Annotated in this window: 12 protein-coding genes and 1 tRNA gene; 5 read left to right on the top strand and 8 right to left on the bottom strand. The window is 67.1% G+C overall.

Annotation, left to right across the window (positions count from 1 at the left end):
- Nucleotides 1-40 precede the first annotated feature (40 nt).
- Nucleotides 41-2,239, bottom strand: a complete 2,199-nt coding sequence (locus HLA95_RS28820; RefSeq protein ID WP_222183265.1) for a GumC family protein — start codon at nucleotides 2,237-2,239, stop codon at nucleotides 41-43.
- A gap of 79 nt (nucleotides 2,240-2,318) precedes the next feature.
- On the bottom strand, nucleotides 2,319-3,773 hold the full coding sequence (locus HLA95_RS10580; protein ID WP_222183263.1) for a nitrilase-related carbon-nitrogen hydrolase: 1,455 nt from the start codon (nucleotides 3,771-3,773) through the stop codon (nucleotides 2,319-2,321).
- A gap of 141 nt (nucleotides 3,774-3,914) precedes the next feature.
- Here HLA95_RS10580 and HLA95_RS10575 point away from each other — a divergent pair, with 141 nt between their 5' ends.
- Both HLA95_RS10575 and HLA95_RS10570 read left to right on the top strand, forming a co-directional pair.
- Nucleotides 3,915-4,061 (top strand): hypothetical protein, encoded by a 147-nt coding sequence (locus tag HLA95_RS10575; RefSeq protein ID WP_159716490.1) that lies wholly within the window; start codon nucleotides 3,915-3,917, stop codon nucleotides 4,059-4,061.
- Nucleotides 4,062-4,136: 75 nt separating this feature from the next.
- Nucleotides 4,137-4,212: transfer RNA gene (locus HLA95_RS10570), tRNA-Arg, on the top strand.
- 328 nt (nucleotides 4,213-4,540) lie between these two features.
- Here HLA95_RS10570 and HLA95_RS10565 read toward each other — a convergent pair.
- Entirely contained in the window at nucleotides 4,541-4,795 is a 255-nt protein-coding gene (locus tag HLA95_RS10565; RefSeq protein WP_191061406.1) for a helix-turn-helix domain-containing protein, read from the bottom strand.
- Nucleotides 4,792-6,399: a hypothetical protein gene (locus tag HLA95_RS10560; protein ID WP_191061405.1), complete on the bottom strand. Its 1,608-nt coding sequence runs from the start codon at nucleotides 6,397-6,399 to the stop codon at nucleotides 4,792-4,794. The genes HLA95_RS10565 and HLA95_RS10560 overlap by 4 nt, the downstream gene beginning before the upstream one ends.
- Nucleotides 6,400-6,663: 264 nt before the next feature.
- Here HLA95_RS10560 and HLA95_RS10555 point away from each other — a divergent pair, with 264 nt between their 5' ends.
- The 3 genes from HLA95_RS10555 to HLA95_RS29300 all read left to right on the top strand — a co-directional run bounded on the left by HLA95_RS10555 (nucleotide 6,664) and on the right by HLA95_RS29300 (nucleotide 9,379).
- The gene (locus HLA95_RS10555; RefSeq protein WP_222183261.1) at nucleotides 6,664-7,845 is read left to right on the top strand and encodes a calcium-binding protein; all 1,182 of its coding nucleotides are present in this window, start codon (nucleotides 6,664-6,666) and stop codon (nucleotides 7,843-7,845) included.
- Nucleotides 7,842-8,138: a hypothetical protein gene (locus HLA95_RS10550; RefSeq protein ID WP_191060020.1), complete on the top strand. Its 297-nt coding sequence runs from the start codon at nucleotides 7,842-7,844 to the stop codon at nucleotides 8,136-8,138. Before HLA95_RS10555 ends, HLA95_RS10550 begins: the two co-directional genes overlap by 4 nt.
- Nucleotides 8,139-8,344: 206 nt before the next feature.
- On the top strand, nucleotides 8,345-9,379 hold the full coding sequence (locus tag HLA95_RS29300; protein ID WP_191060019.1) for a beta family protein: 1,035 nt from the start codon (nucleotides 8,345-8,347) through the stop codon (nucleotides 9,377-9,379).
- On the opposite strand, the gene HLA95_RS29105 is transcribed toward HLA95_RS29300, so the two are convergent.
- The 4 genes from HLA95_RS29105 to HLA95_RS10525 all read right to left on the bottom strand — a co-directional run bounded on the left by HLA95_RS29105 (nucleotide 9,314) and on the right by HLA95_RS10525 (nucleotide 14,738).
- Entirely contained in the window at nucleotides 9,314-9,934 is a 621-nt protein-coding gene (locus HLA95_RS29105; RefSeq protein WP_191060018.1) for a sce7726 family protein, read from the bottom strand. The genes HLA95_RS29300 and HLA95_RS29105 overlap by 66 nt on opposite strands.
- A 550-nt stretch (nucleotides 9,935-10,484) precedes the next feature.
- Nucleotides 10,485-10,658, bottom strand: coding sequence for a hypothetical protein (locus HLA95_RS10535; RefSeq protein WP_191060017.1), 174 nt, complete (start codon nucleotides 10,656-10,658; stop codon nucleotides 10,485-10,487).
- Between the two features lie 160 nt (nucleotides 10,659-10,818).
- Entirely contained in the window at nucleotides 10,819-11,922 is a 1,104-nt protein-coding gene (locus tag HLA95_RS10530; protein ID WP_191060016.1) for a ribonucleotide-diphosphate reductase subunit beta, read from the bottom strand.
- A 14-nt stretch (nucleotides 11,923-11,936) separates the two neighbouring features.
- Complete coding sequence (locus HLA95_RS10525; protein ID WP_222183259.1) at nucleotides 11,937-14,738, bottom strand: ribonucleoside-diphosphate reductase subunit alpha; 2,802 nt, start codon at nucleotides 14,736-14,738, stop codon at nucleotides 11,937-11,939.
- Between the last annotated feature and the right edge of the window lie 101 nt (nucleotides 14,739-14,839).

The raw sequence follows: 14,839 nt of genomic DNA, 5'->3' as shown, positions 1-14,839 counted from the left end.
GATTCCACCGGTCCGGTCACCCTGATCCGCCCGTCAGGTCTCAGGCGGCATAGTAGCGCGCATGCTTCAAATAGGCGAAGGTCCGGTCGTCCAGGCCGTAGAGCGGCTGGCGGCTGAGATCCACCGCGGTCAGCACCGCACCGGTGAGCGGTGCGCCGACCTCGCGCAGCTCGGCCGCGGCCCGGCCGATCAGCCAGTCGCTGGTCTGGCCCCAGCGGGCCAGCAGGAGGACGCGGTCGACGGCGCGGGCCAGCAGCCTGGTGTCGGCCACCGCGAGCGCCGGGGCGGCATCCACCACCACCAGGTCGACGTCCCGAGTGAGCGACTGGACGACCTGGCGCAGCCGCTCGCCGCTCTGGCTGGCCAAAGCCGCGCGGGCGGCCGCACTGCCCGGCAGGATCTGCAGCGGCGAGCGGCTGTCCGTGCGCAGCGCCTGCTCCAGCGTGGCCTTGCCGGCCAAAATCTCTTGCAAGCCGGGGCCGGGCGGGAGGCCCAGGCGGCCCAGCACGGAGGGATGGCGCAGGTCGCCGTCGATCAGCACGACCTTCAGCCCTTCTGCCGCTGCCAGGCGGGCCAGCGAGATGGCGGTGGTGGTCTTGCCCTCGTCCGGGACCGCCGAGGTCACCAGCACCGCGATGCCGCGCCCTTCCGGCCGGTCGAACGGCCCGGTCACCGCCGCCAGCATGTCGCGCAGCGCCTCGCTGTAGCGCCCGAGCGGCTGGTCGAGCGCCACGTCGTGCGGGCGGAGCCGCTCGGCCTTGCGCACGAGCTGCGGCACCATCGCGACGGTCACCAGCCCGGTCACGCCCTCCAGCGCGCTGGCGGTGCGCACCGAGCGGTCGCGCGCCTCGGTGAACCAGACGAACAGGCCGGCCAGGAGCAGGCCGACGCTGCCGCCCACCGACATGAAGGTGCCGGGCTTGGGAAAGGCGGGGGCGGCGGGCGGCACCGCCTCGGACACGATGCGGGCATCCGGGGCCTGCCCGGCCAGGCGCTGGGAGATCTCCTGGGCCTTCAGCTCGAACGCATCGTGCGCCTGGCGCCGGTTGCGCGCCTCCTCCTCCAGGGCGGCCAGCTCCTGGCGGCTCGTGGCCATGCCCGCGGCCTCGCCCTTGATCGCCTCGAGCTGGCGGGCCAGGCCATCGGCCCGCACCCGCGCCATCTCCGCCTCCATGTCGAGCTTCTGCAGCATCTGTCCTTCTGCGGAGGCGAGCTTGCGGGCCAGCTCCTTGCGCCGGCTGCGCAGGTCGACCACGCGCGGATGGCGCTCGCCATACTGGGCCTGCAGCTCCGCCTCCTCGCGCGCCGCGGCGGCATCCAGCGCCAGCAGGGCCTGATAGGGCGAGGGCTGGTCCTCCCCGGCGCCCAGCAGCCCCTGGCCACGCCTTGCGGCGTCCTTCAGCCGCTCGGAGCGGACCTCGCGGGTCTGCGCTTCGATCCGGGCCTCGACCAGGTCGCGCGAGAGCGCATTGAGCTGGTCCTCGCCGCTGCCGAGTGCCGCCACCAGGGTCGGCCTGGCGGCGGCGCGCGCCTGCTCCAGCCGGGCCTCGGCGTTCAGGAGGGCGTCGCGGAGCTGGCTGCGGCGCAGGGCCAGCCGTTCCTCGATCCGGCCGGCCGCCTCCAGCTTCTGGGCGAGGCGCGCGGTGACGAAGGCATGGGCGACCTCGTTGGCGACCTCGGCCGCGCGCCGTGGGTCGTTCGCCTCCCAGGTGATCGCGACCACGTGGCTCTTGCCCTCGCGGCTGCCCTCGAGCCGGTCGAGGAAGCGGTCGAGCAGGCGGGGCGACGGCTCGCCCGGCGGGGCGTCGATCGGCACTTCCACCAAGCCTTCAGGCGCCGGGCCCGCCCCAGGCACCAGGCCCGCCAGCCAGGCGATCGGGCGGGCCATCGGGCCCGGGCGGCCTTCCAGCTCCGGCCCCAGGTCCAGGCGCTGGATGACCTCGCGGGCCATGGCGCGCGAGGCGATCTGGCGGATCTGGCTGTCGAGCGTGCCGCTCTCGGGCGGGGCCGCGATCTGGTCCAGCCCGTCCGGCCCGCCGAACGTCACCGGCTCGTAGATGACTTCGGCGCGGGCGACATAGACGGGCTCGATCAGCCGTGCCGCCAGCCCCGCCGCCGCCACGCCCAGCGCGGTCATGCCGACCAGGACCGGCCAGTGGCGCCGGAGCACCCGGACCTGGTCCGCGATCCCGGGTTCCGCGCCCACCGCACGCCCCGGCTGTGCCCGTTCCTGCGTCATGCCGCTCCGCCCTGCACTGCCGGGCGGAGACGATAAAGCATGGCCAGCAAAATTCAACTAAACAGCGATAATTCTGGTATCATGTGCCAGCGGAGGTTGGGTGATCCGCCGCGTCGGCGGTACCGCTTCCATCGGCCGCCCGCAGGACCAGTGGCGCCGGCCCGGCACCGCCACGGGCCTGCCACCAGGAGGGCGGAGCTGCCTGTTCGGCGGCGGCAGCACCGGGCTCGGCGAGTGCTGCCGCGAGTGCCGCGGGCTCCGGCCCGAGCGCGCCGTCCGGACGCTGCGTGGCCCGCCAGCGCAGCAGCGCCTGGACGACCGGCTCCGCCAGCTCACCCAGCGGCGCATAGCCGCTGGCGGCGGCACCGGCCGCCACTGCCGCGCGGTCCACCCCGCTCAGCAGCAACGCCCCCAGCCGGGCGGCCAGCGCGGTCCCGATCAGGTCGCGGACGGGAGCGACCGGCACGAGCCCGGCACCGTACGGTTCCAGCATCCGCCCGAGCGTGGCCTGCACGAGTCCGGCATCGATCCGCTCCGTCCGGATGCCCAGCGCATCGGCGAGCGGGTTCCGGCCGCTCCCGTCCGTCCAGCCCCGCACCCGGCCCGGACCCAGCGCATCGACCGCCAGCACCGGCAGCAGCCTGCCGGCGCTGTCCAGGTCGAGCAGCGCCAGCCCCAGCCCCAGCCGGCCGGTGAGTCCGCGCAGGCCGGCCAGCAGGGCCAGGTACAAGTCGGCCGGCTCGTCCGGCGGCGGCACCCGCAGGCCGGTGCCGACCGGCGCCAGCGACCCGTCGTCATCCCTGGCCCAACGGGTCACGAGCAGGCTTTCCCGGAACGCCGGTGCCAGCGCCACCAAGCGCCTGTCTCCATCGAGCGCCAGGGAAAGCCCGTCGAACACCAGTTCCCCGCCGCCGCCCGCCGCATTGGCCAGGACCAGCGGCAGCCCGGTCTCGGTGACGCGCCGGACTGCGTGCTGCTGGCGGCGCTCGAACGCGCCCGGCGCAAACGGCAGGGCCGCCGGCACCAGCAGGATCTCCGCACCGCTCTCCGCCAGCGCCTCGGCGACTTCCGGATGGTCGATCTCCGCCCCGGCCAGCACGCCCAGCCGCCAGGGCGGGCCGTCCGGGCAGGGCAGGGCCAGCGGGCCGGCGAGTTCCCCCGGAGCGAACCGCATCCCCAGGGCCAGCCGCGGATCGCTGCCCATCTGCACCCGCCAGCGCCGGCCGAGCTCCCGCCCCTGGCCCAGCAGCACGCTGGCCAGCCGCGGCCGCCCGCCATCCTCCGGCCGCCAGGGCAGGCCCACCAACACGGCCGGCCCGCCATCTGCGGTGTCGGCCTGAAGTTCCAGCAGCGCATCCGCAGCGCTGTCCCACGAGCCCGCCACGACCGGCAGGCCGGTCAGGGCCAGGTCCGGGCAGAGGAGGAGATGCGCCCCCTCCGCCGCGTCGCGCAGCCGGCGGATGGCCTGGAGGTTGGCCGCGACATCGCCCGGCACCGGGTCGAACTGGGCGATCGCCAGGATGAGTTCGGACAAGGCTGAAGACTCCCCGCATCAGGCAGCGGCTGCTTGCAGCATCGGCCGTCGATCGGGGCAAGCCAGGAGAGCGCCGGATCTTCTCTTTCGGGGCGTCAGGCGCTAGGCAGGCGCAACCTGATCTGATTGGAGTTCGCGTCGATGCGCCCCGCGGTCATCCTGGCATTGCTGCTGTTGTTGCTCACCCCTGCGCTGGTGCGCGTGATCATGGGCCCGCCGGCACCCGAGCCGATCGAGGCCACCGCCGAGCACGAGGTCGAGGAGACCCTGGAGCAGGCGACCCACTGAATTTTTCCCACAAGTGCGGGGTTGCGCACCTCTCGCCAGGACGCTATCACCCCGCCACGCCGCTCAGCCGGCCGCGCGCCCGTAGCTCAATGGATAGAGCATCTGACTACGGATCAGAAGGTTAGGAGTTCGAGTCTTCTCGGGCGCGCCATTCTTCTCAATGAGTTAGGCCCTCAGCGCTCACCAGGCCTCGGTCGCTGGTGAGCACATGGTGAGCAAATCCCTCTGTGGATGCTCGTGCGCAGAGCCGCTGGTGCCATAGCCCGGTGTCGGTTTGCCGCCCGTGCTACATGTGTGGCCCTGCTGGTGAGCTGGCTCAGGGCCTCACTGGCCTGTTCGCGCTCAGCTACTCGCGCGCACGCATGCCTGCTACCCCCGCTACCTTTGCTACCTCTCGGGTTCTGGGGGAGCACGATCGGCCGCTGGCGAGAAAGGGGAGGTGGGCTGTCTCTGCGCGACAGCTGCCACCTCCATCTGCGTCAGGCGACCTTGGGTGACGATTGCCCCGAAGCCTGCCGATAGGCCTCAAGCCAGGCCAGAGCATCGGTGCCCGCGATGACCGTGCGCCGTCCGATCTTGGTCGCGCGCAGCCGCCCCCGGGCGATCTCGTCGAACACGTGGGACCGGCCGACGCCGAAGGCCTCGCAGAAGCCCGGGATGTCGTAGGCGGGGCGGACGGCCACGCTCACGTTCAGGCTTGGCGCATCCGCGGCAGGCTGGTGACGCGCGCTCATGCCGGCTCCAGGCAGATCGGGAACTCTACACCCGCCTGGTAGAGCACCGACCAGTTGCTGCCGGCGTTGGTCGAGGTCTGGGCGTTGTTCCGTAGCTCCCAACCCTCACGGTCCACGCCATCGGCCATGCAGGGGAAGACGTTGAGGGGATAGAGCGCGCCTCGCCCGGTAGCACGGGATCGGTGGAACCGGTTGCCCATGCCGATGCTGTCCCCAATCCAGTAGCCACTGGTCGTGAAATTGCTCTTGTTCCGCAGCTCCAGGGCATAGTGGTAGCCACGCTGGATGCGAGCCTTGCTTGGCAGGGCTGCGCTCATCCAAGGGCGGACGTTGCTGCCAGGGTTCCTGTTCTCGCTCGAATCGTCGCCCCATCTACCGCCGTCGTAGCTCGAGATGTCGACCTGCTTGGCGACCCCCTTGGGGAAGTCGAACCAGCCCGAGAAGTTGTCATCGATCGCAGCAAAGCCCGACGCTCCGAGCGCCTCTGGGAAGGCGTTGCTGTTGGTGTTCTGCGAAGCGCGCACCAGACGGCCCTGCAGCCCCTGTTCCGTGCCAGTGTGCCGGCAGACATGCACCCAGACGCGGGCGAACTCTTCGTCATAGCCCTCGATCGGCGTCCACTGCTGGCGGACCCAGGTGTTGCCGACGATCTTGGTGTAGTTCCCGGTCTGATCCCGGTTCAGGCAGCCGGCGTTGCCGAAAACGATCCCTGCAACGGAATAGTTGACGGCCGGAATCCGGCGCCAATCGCGTGCCCCGGTCGCCCCATACATCGCCAGGTGTGGATCCATGGGCATCGAGACGCCGGACACCCCGAACATCGGGTTGTGTACCGACATGAAGTTGTTGTCGTGCGAGCAATTGGCGTTAGGGCTGCTCGACAGGTTCTTGTAGTGGACGAGGTAGACCTTGTCCTTGGTGACCGGAATGCCGGTGACAGTCAGGTTGCCGTAGGCGTCCTTGCTCTTCACCGGCACGATCGGCCAGCCATTGCCGCAGTAGAGCGTCTGGCTGGTGTGGTTGGACGGCATCGCCGGGTCTTCCGCCGGCTTGAAGTTGCTGCCCTTCTTTCCCTTCTGGGTCTTCTGGTTGTAGCTCTGAAAGTAGGCACCAGCGGTGCCGACCATGATGCCGTTGGCGGCGCTCTGGCTGTTCGAATAGGAGCCCGGTCCGGAGAAGCGTGGGCTGTCGACGCCGTCGAATCCGTCGACGATCCGGCCGGGCCAGAAGGTGCCGCTCTCTCCGACATAGGTTCGGGTCGTGTCGGTCAGGCAGTTCGAGGCATTCGGGTCGTCGATCTCGTAGACGACGAGCTGGTACTCGCCATAGTTCCCGAAGGCGTGGCGGTCCCCCCACTCGAAGTTAGGCCGAGCGCCCTGCGTGTACCAGCACCACCATTCCAGCATCCCCGTCATGGGAGCTGTAAATTGCCAGTAGTAGCTATGCGAGCTGAAGTTGCCGAACTGGGAGCTCGGGATGTTGCTGCCGAGCATCCTCGCCCACTTGGCAATCTGGCTGGTGTCCGGCTGCTCGCCAGGCTCGGTGGTGCCGCCCGAGGCCAGGGTGAACGGCGACGACGAGGTGAGCAGGAACCCCGAGAACATCACGGTTCTCCGTGAGAGGCGGGTTCAGCGCGCTCGTTGATACATGGCTGCCCGGAGAGAGCAGCGGCCGGGGTAGGGGGTAGTTGCAGGAGTGACGGCATGGATCACAGACAGTCCAAGTGAATGGCCAACTGCCTTGTATGCCGCTGTTGCCGGAACGTCGCGGCGCGTAAATGCGCGCTAGAACAGGCTATTTCCGCACATCAGTGAGTGGTTGCTCCATCTGCCTTGCTGTGCTCACTCGTATTCAGGTGACATCAGGCATTGACGACGGGTGACGGGGCACTGACGATCTACATGCAGCCGCCCTCGGCCCCTCACAACCACAACCCCAAGGGGGCCTTCACCGTGGCAAAGATCACCGGCACGACCGGCAACGACCGGCTGTTCGGCACGTCCGGACGCGACACCATCCAGGGCCTGGCCGGCAACGACCTGATCGAGGGTCGCGGCGGCGACGACTTCATCCAGGGCGGCCTGGGCAACGACACGCTGCGCGGCGAGGCCGGCAACGATCGCATCTACGGCGATGCCGGCTTCGACCTGATGAGCGGCGGCGATGGCGACGACATCCTGTTCGGCGGCGACAACCGCGACCGGATCTGGGGCGATGCCGGCAACGACACGCTCTCGGGCCAGCAGGGCCCGGATGATCTCTACGGCGGCCTGGGCGACGACCTGATCTATGGCGGCGATGGCAACGACCTGATCCTGGGCGGCGGCGGCAACGACACCGTCTATGCCGGGACTGGCGACGACCGGATCGTCATGCCCTTCGAAGGGTTCGAAGCTCGGTTCGGCGATGAGGCAGGCAGCATGCTGCTGTTCGCCGGCGCCGGGAATGACCTGGCCAATGGCGGAACCCGCAACGACAACATGCGCGGCGAGCTGGGCGACGACATCCTCTCCGGCGGTTACGGCGATGATCGCTTGGATGGCGGGCTCGGCAACGACCAACTGTACGGCGGCGAAGGCACGGATCGGCTCATCGGTGGCGCGGGTGATGATTGGCTCAGGAGCGGAGAGACCAGAGAGGGGACGTCGATCCTAACCGGCGGATCTGGCAGCGACCTCTTCGACTATTCCCTCCAGACCGGCGGCGGTACGTCCGACAACCCAGAAAGCGAGTTCTGGCTCGTCAACGATCTCATCTCCGACTTCACTGTCGGCCAGGACAAGCTCCACATCGCATCTCGGGTCGACAACGAGGCTGAAGGCACAACCGAGTTCTACGAGTTCAAGTTCTCGGACCTGGACACCAATGGCAACGGCATCGTCACGGATGCGGACGAGGCAGTGTCCATCAACCTGATGTCCTTCATGGGCGAGCAGCGCTTCAGCCTGACCATCGACTTTGGCCAGTTCCATCCCAACAACGGGCAGGTGGGCTCCGGCACGATCACGCTGTTCGGCGTGACCACCCTGACGGCGGGGGATTTCGCGTGAGCCCGGACCTCCTGGCTTTCCTCGGCGCCCTCATCCCGACCTTCCTGCTTAGTCGCGTGTTCCTCTGGCTGATGCGCAAGTGGGACGGCGGCCTGAGCCGGCTGCTGATCGCGCATGGCCTCTCCTTGGCGATCTCCGCCTTCCTAGCCGCCATGGCGATGGCAGACGGCGGGGCGATGGCCGGCCTGCAGGCCCTCATTGCCTATGCGCAGCCACAAGGCGTCTGGCTGGTCTTCGACCTGGTCATGGCGCGGCGGCGCCGGCGTGCCGTCGCAAGCGAGCCGGCGGAATGACTACACTGACGGCGGGGGACTTTGCCTGAATGAGCCGCGCAGTCGTCAGTGACTGGCTAGACTGAAATGCCACATGCACGGAAAGGAATTTCCGGCATTGACAAAGCATAGGTCCCGCTTCATCTGTGTATGAACAAACGTACATGAAGCCCCTCAGCTAAAAGCTGGAGCTACTATAGTTGCGTCCTACGCAACGAAGGGGGCCTATGGTTCATCGTTACGTTCCGATCCTTCGCTGGAAGAGAGGCGAGCGAGTTGGGATGCGGCGTCTATCAGTCGGTGGCCGACGGGACGTCCTTCCTCTATTTGTTTGTGGAGCCGACCGTTTCGTCGGTCGAAAGGCGACGAAGACCCGCGCCGCCATTCAACCTGCTGATGCTTTTGCGGATGAGCTTCGTTCTACCTGGGGAATAGATCCAGTTTCCTTAGACGCGTCTGCCGTGGCACATGGATCTGCTAGTCACCATCCTATCATCGACATAGGTAGTGCAGCCCGGGCACAAGGGCTTACCTTCATCCCCGCCACTCGGCTTGATGCGCCACTACTCTATCAGCAGGGTGTGAGTGCTGTAGCAGCAACCGACAAACGTGGTGTGGTGCTGCGGGTCGATCTACAACAATTCACATCTGCTTCCGCCTGGATTGGCGCGTGGCCACATGCGCCTGGAGATACTGATCTTGTAGTAGACTTCACCAACAATGTTGTAACCGTTGCGTCGCTTGGCTCAACATTAGACGCGGCGTTTCAAACGCTCCATCGTGCAGGCGATTGGCGTTCAGTAACAATGACGGGCACATCGATGCCCGAAAATTTCAGCGGTTTCGCGGCTGGTCTACACACGATCTCAAGATCTGAGCTTCGTCTGTGGCAAAGACTTTCAAGTCTCGCACTACCATATCGGCTAGACTACGGCGACTATGCTACCGTACCTACTGTGCCGCCGCCTAGCGGTATTGCATGGGGCTTCCCAATCAATGCCAAATATCCCCTCTCAGATAACTTTGTTGTCTGCCGCGGCGTAAGTACAACGGGTCTAGGAAGCGTAGACATGGATGTTCAGCTGCGCGGCCATGCACAAAGCATTCGTGCGTATCCCGTGCGTGGGTCTCTAGCACATTGTTGGGCCGACCAGCAAATCGATGCGATCGCTGCCGGTTCCACTGAGCCTGGGAACCTAGAGACTTGGGTCCAGCTCGGCATTAACAGGCACGTGGAGGTGACCCGCGCAACAGTTCCCTAACCAATTAGTGCGCCGCTTTAGAGCTTCCCTGACGTGGGCGGAAAGTTCAACGAAGGGAAGCTCAGCCGCTAAGCGTTGATGGATCAACTTAATCCTCTTCCCGCGCCAACCTTTTGCGAGGCCGCGGAACGTGAGGACAGCAAGCGCCTCTTCCCTCCATAGGAGTTGTGCAACTAGGTACGGATCTGGCGCAGGATTCGGCTGTGGCGGGCGAGAATGCGTGAGTGTCACGCTATCCCCCTCCATAGCGGCCAGTATCACGCCCCACCAAGCAGGCACATGCGCCACGGCTTTGGCTGCGTGCCGCTCGCCCACTACGAGCACCAATCGGTCGAATACGCGGCTATAGAGCTCGGCTTGGAGAGGTAGGCGCGCCAGCGTGTCCCGGTCGCTCTTCAGCTCAAAGCCGCATAATTCCCCGTTGATCACTGCTAGATCAATTCGAACAGATCCGGACCAAACGCCCATCTCTTCGACGATTAGCGTATCGGAATCGCCTGCATGGTCCGCGACCAAGCGCTGTCGAAGCGCCTTTCGAACATCAGAGTCACGCATGCTTCAGCTCGTAAGAACCTCTGTGCCGTCCCGCTGAGCTTGGCCCTGTCGGCTTTCGATCTTGCATCGTGGCGGGTCTACAGCCACACCTTGTCGCCTTTGGACGCCGTGCGTCCAGCCCCCGTCAAGCCATTGCTGATGTTTGGTCGCATACTGCAGCCATGATCAGGGCCGCCGGCAACACCCCGGCAGCGGCAGATCCGCCGCCTGTGACCTTTCCATCGCCGCATAGCGCCCGCCGCTGAACCGCGGGCAGTCGCGGGCGAGTTCAGCGCCGATCACCAGCTGGGCCAGATCCTCGCCACCAACGCAGGTGCCTGGCCAGCGCGCCCCGTGTGGGCGACTTCGGGCAAGCCGCTGCGAAGCGCGTGAAAGCCGTGAACGCCGATGCGCTGGCCGCTCGTGAGGCGTCCTCAGCCATCCGTCTGCGATGGGCGTCCAGGAGTGTCCGACATGATCCGGCAGCACGCTTGCTGAGGATCCCGTTCGTGAGCCGGCCTCACCAAGGTGGGCCTTGCTCAGGGCCGGAGGGTCGCGTGCGCCTGCCGTCTCACCGAAAGTCCCGGGTCGGCAGCTTGATGCCGGAGCTGAGACGCAGTTCGCGGATGTAGATGTCCCGTGGCTTGTAGCCCGGCGGACTCCTCGAGCCGAGGCTGGCGACCAGCCGGCTCAGATCCTCCGGCCGCTCCGCCACCAGATGGATGACCTTGCCTTGGCGCTGCACCGGCCCCGGCGTGCCTTAGCATCCGGCTACCTAAGATGATGCGCCGGTAGTGCTCGAACTGAGGATCAAGCCATAAGTTTGACGATGCGAGTCCATGTCTGGTGACGTTAATTGAACACTATCATCTGACGGTGGTCTCGATGGAGCAAGAACGTGTTCTTCAATCCCAGCTCAGTGCCCCACCGTTCTGGTACTCGGTGACCCTGGTCTCGAAGAAGTTCTTCTCCTTCTTCAGGTCCATGGCCTCGGACATCCAGGGGAACGGGTTGTCGGTCTCGGTGAAGACGGGGGCCAAGCCCAGCTGGGCGCAGCGGCGGTTGGCGATGAAGTGCATGTAGCGCTCGCACAAGGCGGCATTCAGCCCAAGCAGGCCGCGCGGCATGGTGTCCTGGCCATAGGCGGCTTCCAGCTCGGCGGCCTCCTTCAGCATCTGCCGGACCTCGTCCTGGAAGGCCTTGGTCCACAGCTGCGGGTTCTCGACCTTGATCTGGTTGATCACGTCGATGCCGAAGTTCAGGTGGATGCTCTCGTCGCGCAGGATGTACTGATACTGCTCGGCGATGCCGACCATCTTGTTGCGGCGGCCGAGCGAGAGGATCTGGGCAAAACCCGTGTAGAACCACATGCCCTCGAACACGACATAGAAGGCGATCAGGTCCTGCAGGAAGGCTTGGTCCTGTGCCGGCGTGCCGGTGGCGAATGCCGGGTCGTCCAGGCTCCTTGTGTGCTCCAGCGCCCAGGCGGCCTTGGCGGTGATCGAGGGTATCTCCCGGTACATGTTGAACAGCTCGCCCTCGTTCAGGCCGAGGCTTTCGCAGATGTACTGGAAGGTATGGGTGTGCACCGCCTCCTCGAAGGCCTGGCGCAGCAGGTACTGGCGGCATTCCGGGTTGGTCAGGTGGCGGTAGATCGCCAGCACGATGTTGTTGGCGACCAGCGATTCCGAGGTGGCGAAGAAGCCCAGGTTGCGCAGCACCATGCGCCGCTCGTCCTCGCTCAGCCCGTCCCGCGACTTCCACAGCGCAATGTCGGCCTGCATCGAGACCTCGGTCGGCATCCAGTGGTTGTTGCAGGCAGCCAGATACTTCTCCCAGGCCCAGCGGTACTTCAGCGGCAGGAGCTGGTTCACGTCGGCGCGGGCGTTGATCATCGCCTTGTCGCCAACCTGGACGCGCCCCGCACCCCGGTCGATCGTGCCGAGGCCGGTGCCGCTCGTCCCCGCGTCCGGCTCGGCGGTGGCAGTTGGTTCGTTCCAGTCGAGCATGAGGGCGGCTCCGTTCACTGGCAGGCCTCGCAGGCGGGGTCGTCGATGGAGCAGAAGGCAGCAGTCTCGGTGGGCGCCAGCGCCACGGCGTTGAGCTTTCCGTCCGTGCCGCGCAGGGTGGACTTCTCCACCTGGGTCGCGGCCTGCGCACGCAGGTAGTAGGTGGTCTTGAGGCCGCGCCTCCAGGCCAGCCGGTAGGTCTGGTCGAGCAGGCGGCCGTTCGGGTTGGCGAGGTAGAGGTTCAAGGACTGCGCCTGATCGATCCATTTCTGGCGCCGAGCCGCGGCCTCGATCAGCCAGGCGGGCTCGATCTCGAAGGCGGTGGCGTAGAGTGCCTTGAGGTCGTCCGGGATGCGGTCGATCGGGCCGAGCGCGCCGTCGAAATATTTCAGGTCGCTCACCATGACCTCATCCCACAGACCCCGGGCCTTCAGGTCCTGGACCAGTGCGGGCACGACCACGGTGAAGTCGCCCGACATGTTGGCCTTGACGTAGAGGTTGCGGAAGGATGGCTCGATCGACTGCGAGACCCCGCAGATGTTGGAGATCGTCGCGGTGGGTGCGATGGCCAGCACGTTGGAGTTGCGCATGCCGACCTGCATCACCCGCTCGCGCAGCGGCGCCCAGTCGAGCGCCGCCGAACGGTCCAGGTCCAGGCCGCCGCGCGCCTCGGCCAGCAGCTCCAGGGAATCGATCGGCAGGATGCCCCGGCTCCACAGGGAGCCAGCAAAGGACGGATAGCGGCCACGCTCCTCGGCCAGATCGGCGGAGGCGGCAATGGCGTGGAAGCTGATCAGCTCCATGCTCTCGTCGGCGAAGCCCACCGCCGCCTCCGACCCGAACGGGATGCGCAGGACGTGCAGGGCGTCCTGGAAGCCCATCAGGCCGAGACCAACCGGGCGGTGGCGCAGATTGGCGCGGCGCGCTTCGGGGATCGTGTAGAAGTTCACGTCGATGACGTTGTCGAGCATGCGCATGGCGATGCGCACAGTGCGCGCCAGCCGTTCTCGGTCGATCCCGTCCGGCGTGACGTGCGCCGCAAGGTTGATCGAGCCCAGGTTGCAGACCGCCACCTCGTCCTGCGAGGTGTTGAGCGTGATCTCGGTGCACAGGTTCGAGGAGTGCACCACGCCCACGTGCTGCTGGGGCGAACGCAGGTTGCAGGGGTCCTTGAAGGTCAGCCAGGGATGGCCGGTCTCGAACAGCATGGTCAGCATGCGCCGCCAGAGTTCCAGCGCCCGGACCCGGCGGAAGACCTTGACCTCACCACGCGCCGCCCGTGCCTCGTGGGCGAGATAGGCGGTCTCGAATGCCGGGCCGTAGAGGTCGTGGAGGTCCGGCACCTCGTCGGGCGAGAACAGGGTCCACTCGGCATCCGCCTCGACCCGGCGCATGAACAGGTCCGGGATCCAGTTGGCCGTGTTCATGTCATGGGTGCGCCGCCGGTCATCGCCGGTGTTCTTGCGCAGGTCGAGGAACTCCTCGATGTCGATGTGCCAGGTCTCAAGGTAGGCGCAGACCGCACCCTTGCGCTTGCCGCCCTGATTGACCGCGATCGCCGTGTCGTTGGCGACCTTCAGGAACGGGACGACGCCCTGGGACTGGCCATTGGTACCCTTGATGTGCGCGCCCAGGCCGCGCACCTGCGTCCAGTCGTTGCCGAGGCCGCCGGAATACTTGGCGAGCAGCGCGTTGTCGCGGATCGCCTTGAAGATGCCGTCCAGATCGTCGGTGACGGTGGTGAGGAAGCAGGAGGAGAGCTGCGCGCGCGGTGTGCCGGCGTTGAACAAGGTGGGCGTGGAGGCCATGAAGGCGAACGACGACAAGAGCTCGTAGAACTCGATTGCCCGCGCCTCGCGGTCGATCTCGCGCAGGGCCAGGCCCATCGCCACGCGCATGAAGAAGGCCTGCGGCCGCTCGAAGCGGATGCCGTCGCGGTGCAGGAAGTAGCGGTCGGCCAGGGTCTGCAGGCCCAGGAGCTGGAAGTCGCGGTCGCGCTCGGGCAACAGGGCCCGGCCCAGCCGCTCCAGGTCGAAGCGGGCCAGCTCCGGGTCGATCAGCTCGAACCCGATGCCCGCGCGCACATAGGCGGAGAAATAGGCGGCATAGTCGACGGGGCCCGGCTCGCCCGGGACCAGCCGCGCCGCCTCGGCATAGAGCACGTCGAGCAGCAGGCGGGCGCTGACGAAGGCATAGTTGGGCTCGGTCTCGATCAGGGCACGCGCCGCCAGGACCGGGGCCTGCGCGAGTTCTCCCGCGGAGATGCCGTTGAAGAGGTTGCGCTCGGTCTCCGCCAGGACCGCCGCCGGCTGGACGTCGGCCAGCCCCTGGCAGGCTAGGTCGATCCGCCGTGCCAGGGCCGGGCGGTCCAGCGGCAGCTCCTGGCCGTCCGGGTCGCGCACGGTGATGTCCGGCAGGCCCGGCGCCTCGGCGAGCCGGCGCTCGCGCGCCCGCTCCTCGCGATAGAGCACGTAGGCGCGCGCGACCTTGTGGTGCTCGCCCCGCATCAGGGCCAGCTCGACCTGGTCCTGCACCTCCTCGATATGGAAGGTCCGGCCGCTGTCGGGACGGCGTGCTAGCGCGGTCACGACCTGCCGGGTGAGATCCTCGACCAGCTCGTGGATCCGCCTGGACTGGGTAGCCTGCCGCCCCTCGATGGCCAGGAACGCCTTGGTCAGCGCCACCGTGATCTTGCCGGGATCGAACGGCGTCACCGCGCCGTTGCGCCGGATCAGGCGCCAGTCGGCGTGATCGAAGGCAGCGGCACGGGAGTGCGGTGCCAGGGACGGACGGTCGACTTCGAGTGCCAGGGACATCGGCAGCTTACCCTTTCCCGGGGACCCGCCGATGAACTGCCGGGCAGGCGCCGGCGGCTTGCGCCGCCGTCCGCGTGACCGGCCGTTCCATCGGGGCACCC

This window comes from Geminicoccus harenae, from assembly GCF_019800005.1.
GTDB classification, from domain to species: Bacteria; Pseudomonadota; Alphaproteobacteria; order Geminicoccales; family Geminicoccaceae; genus Geminicoccus; species Geminicoccus harenae.
Note: the sequence above shows the minus strand (reverse complement) of the source record. Positions and strands in the feature narration are given on the sequence as shown.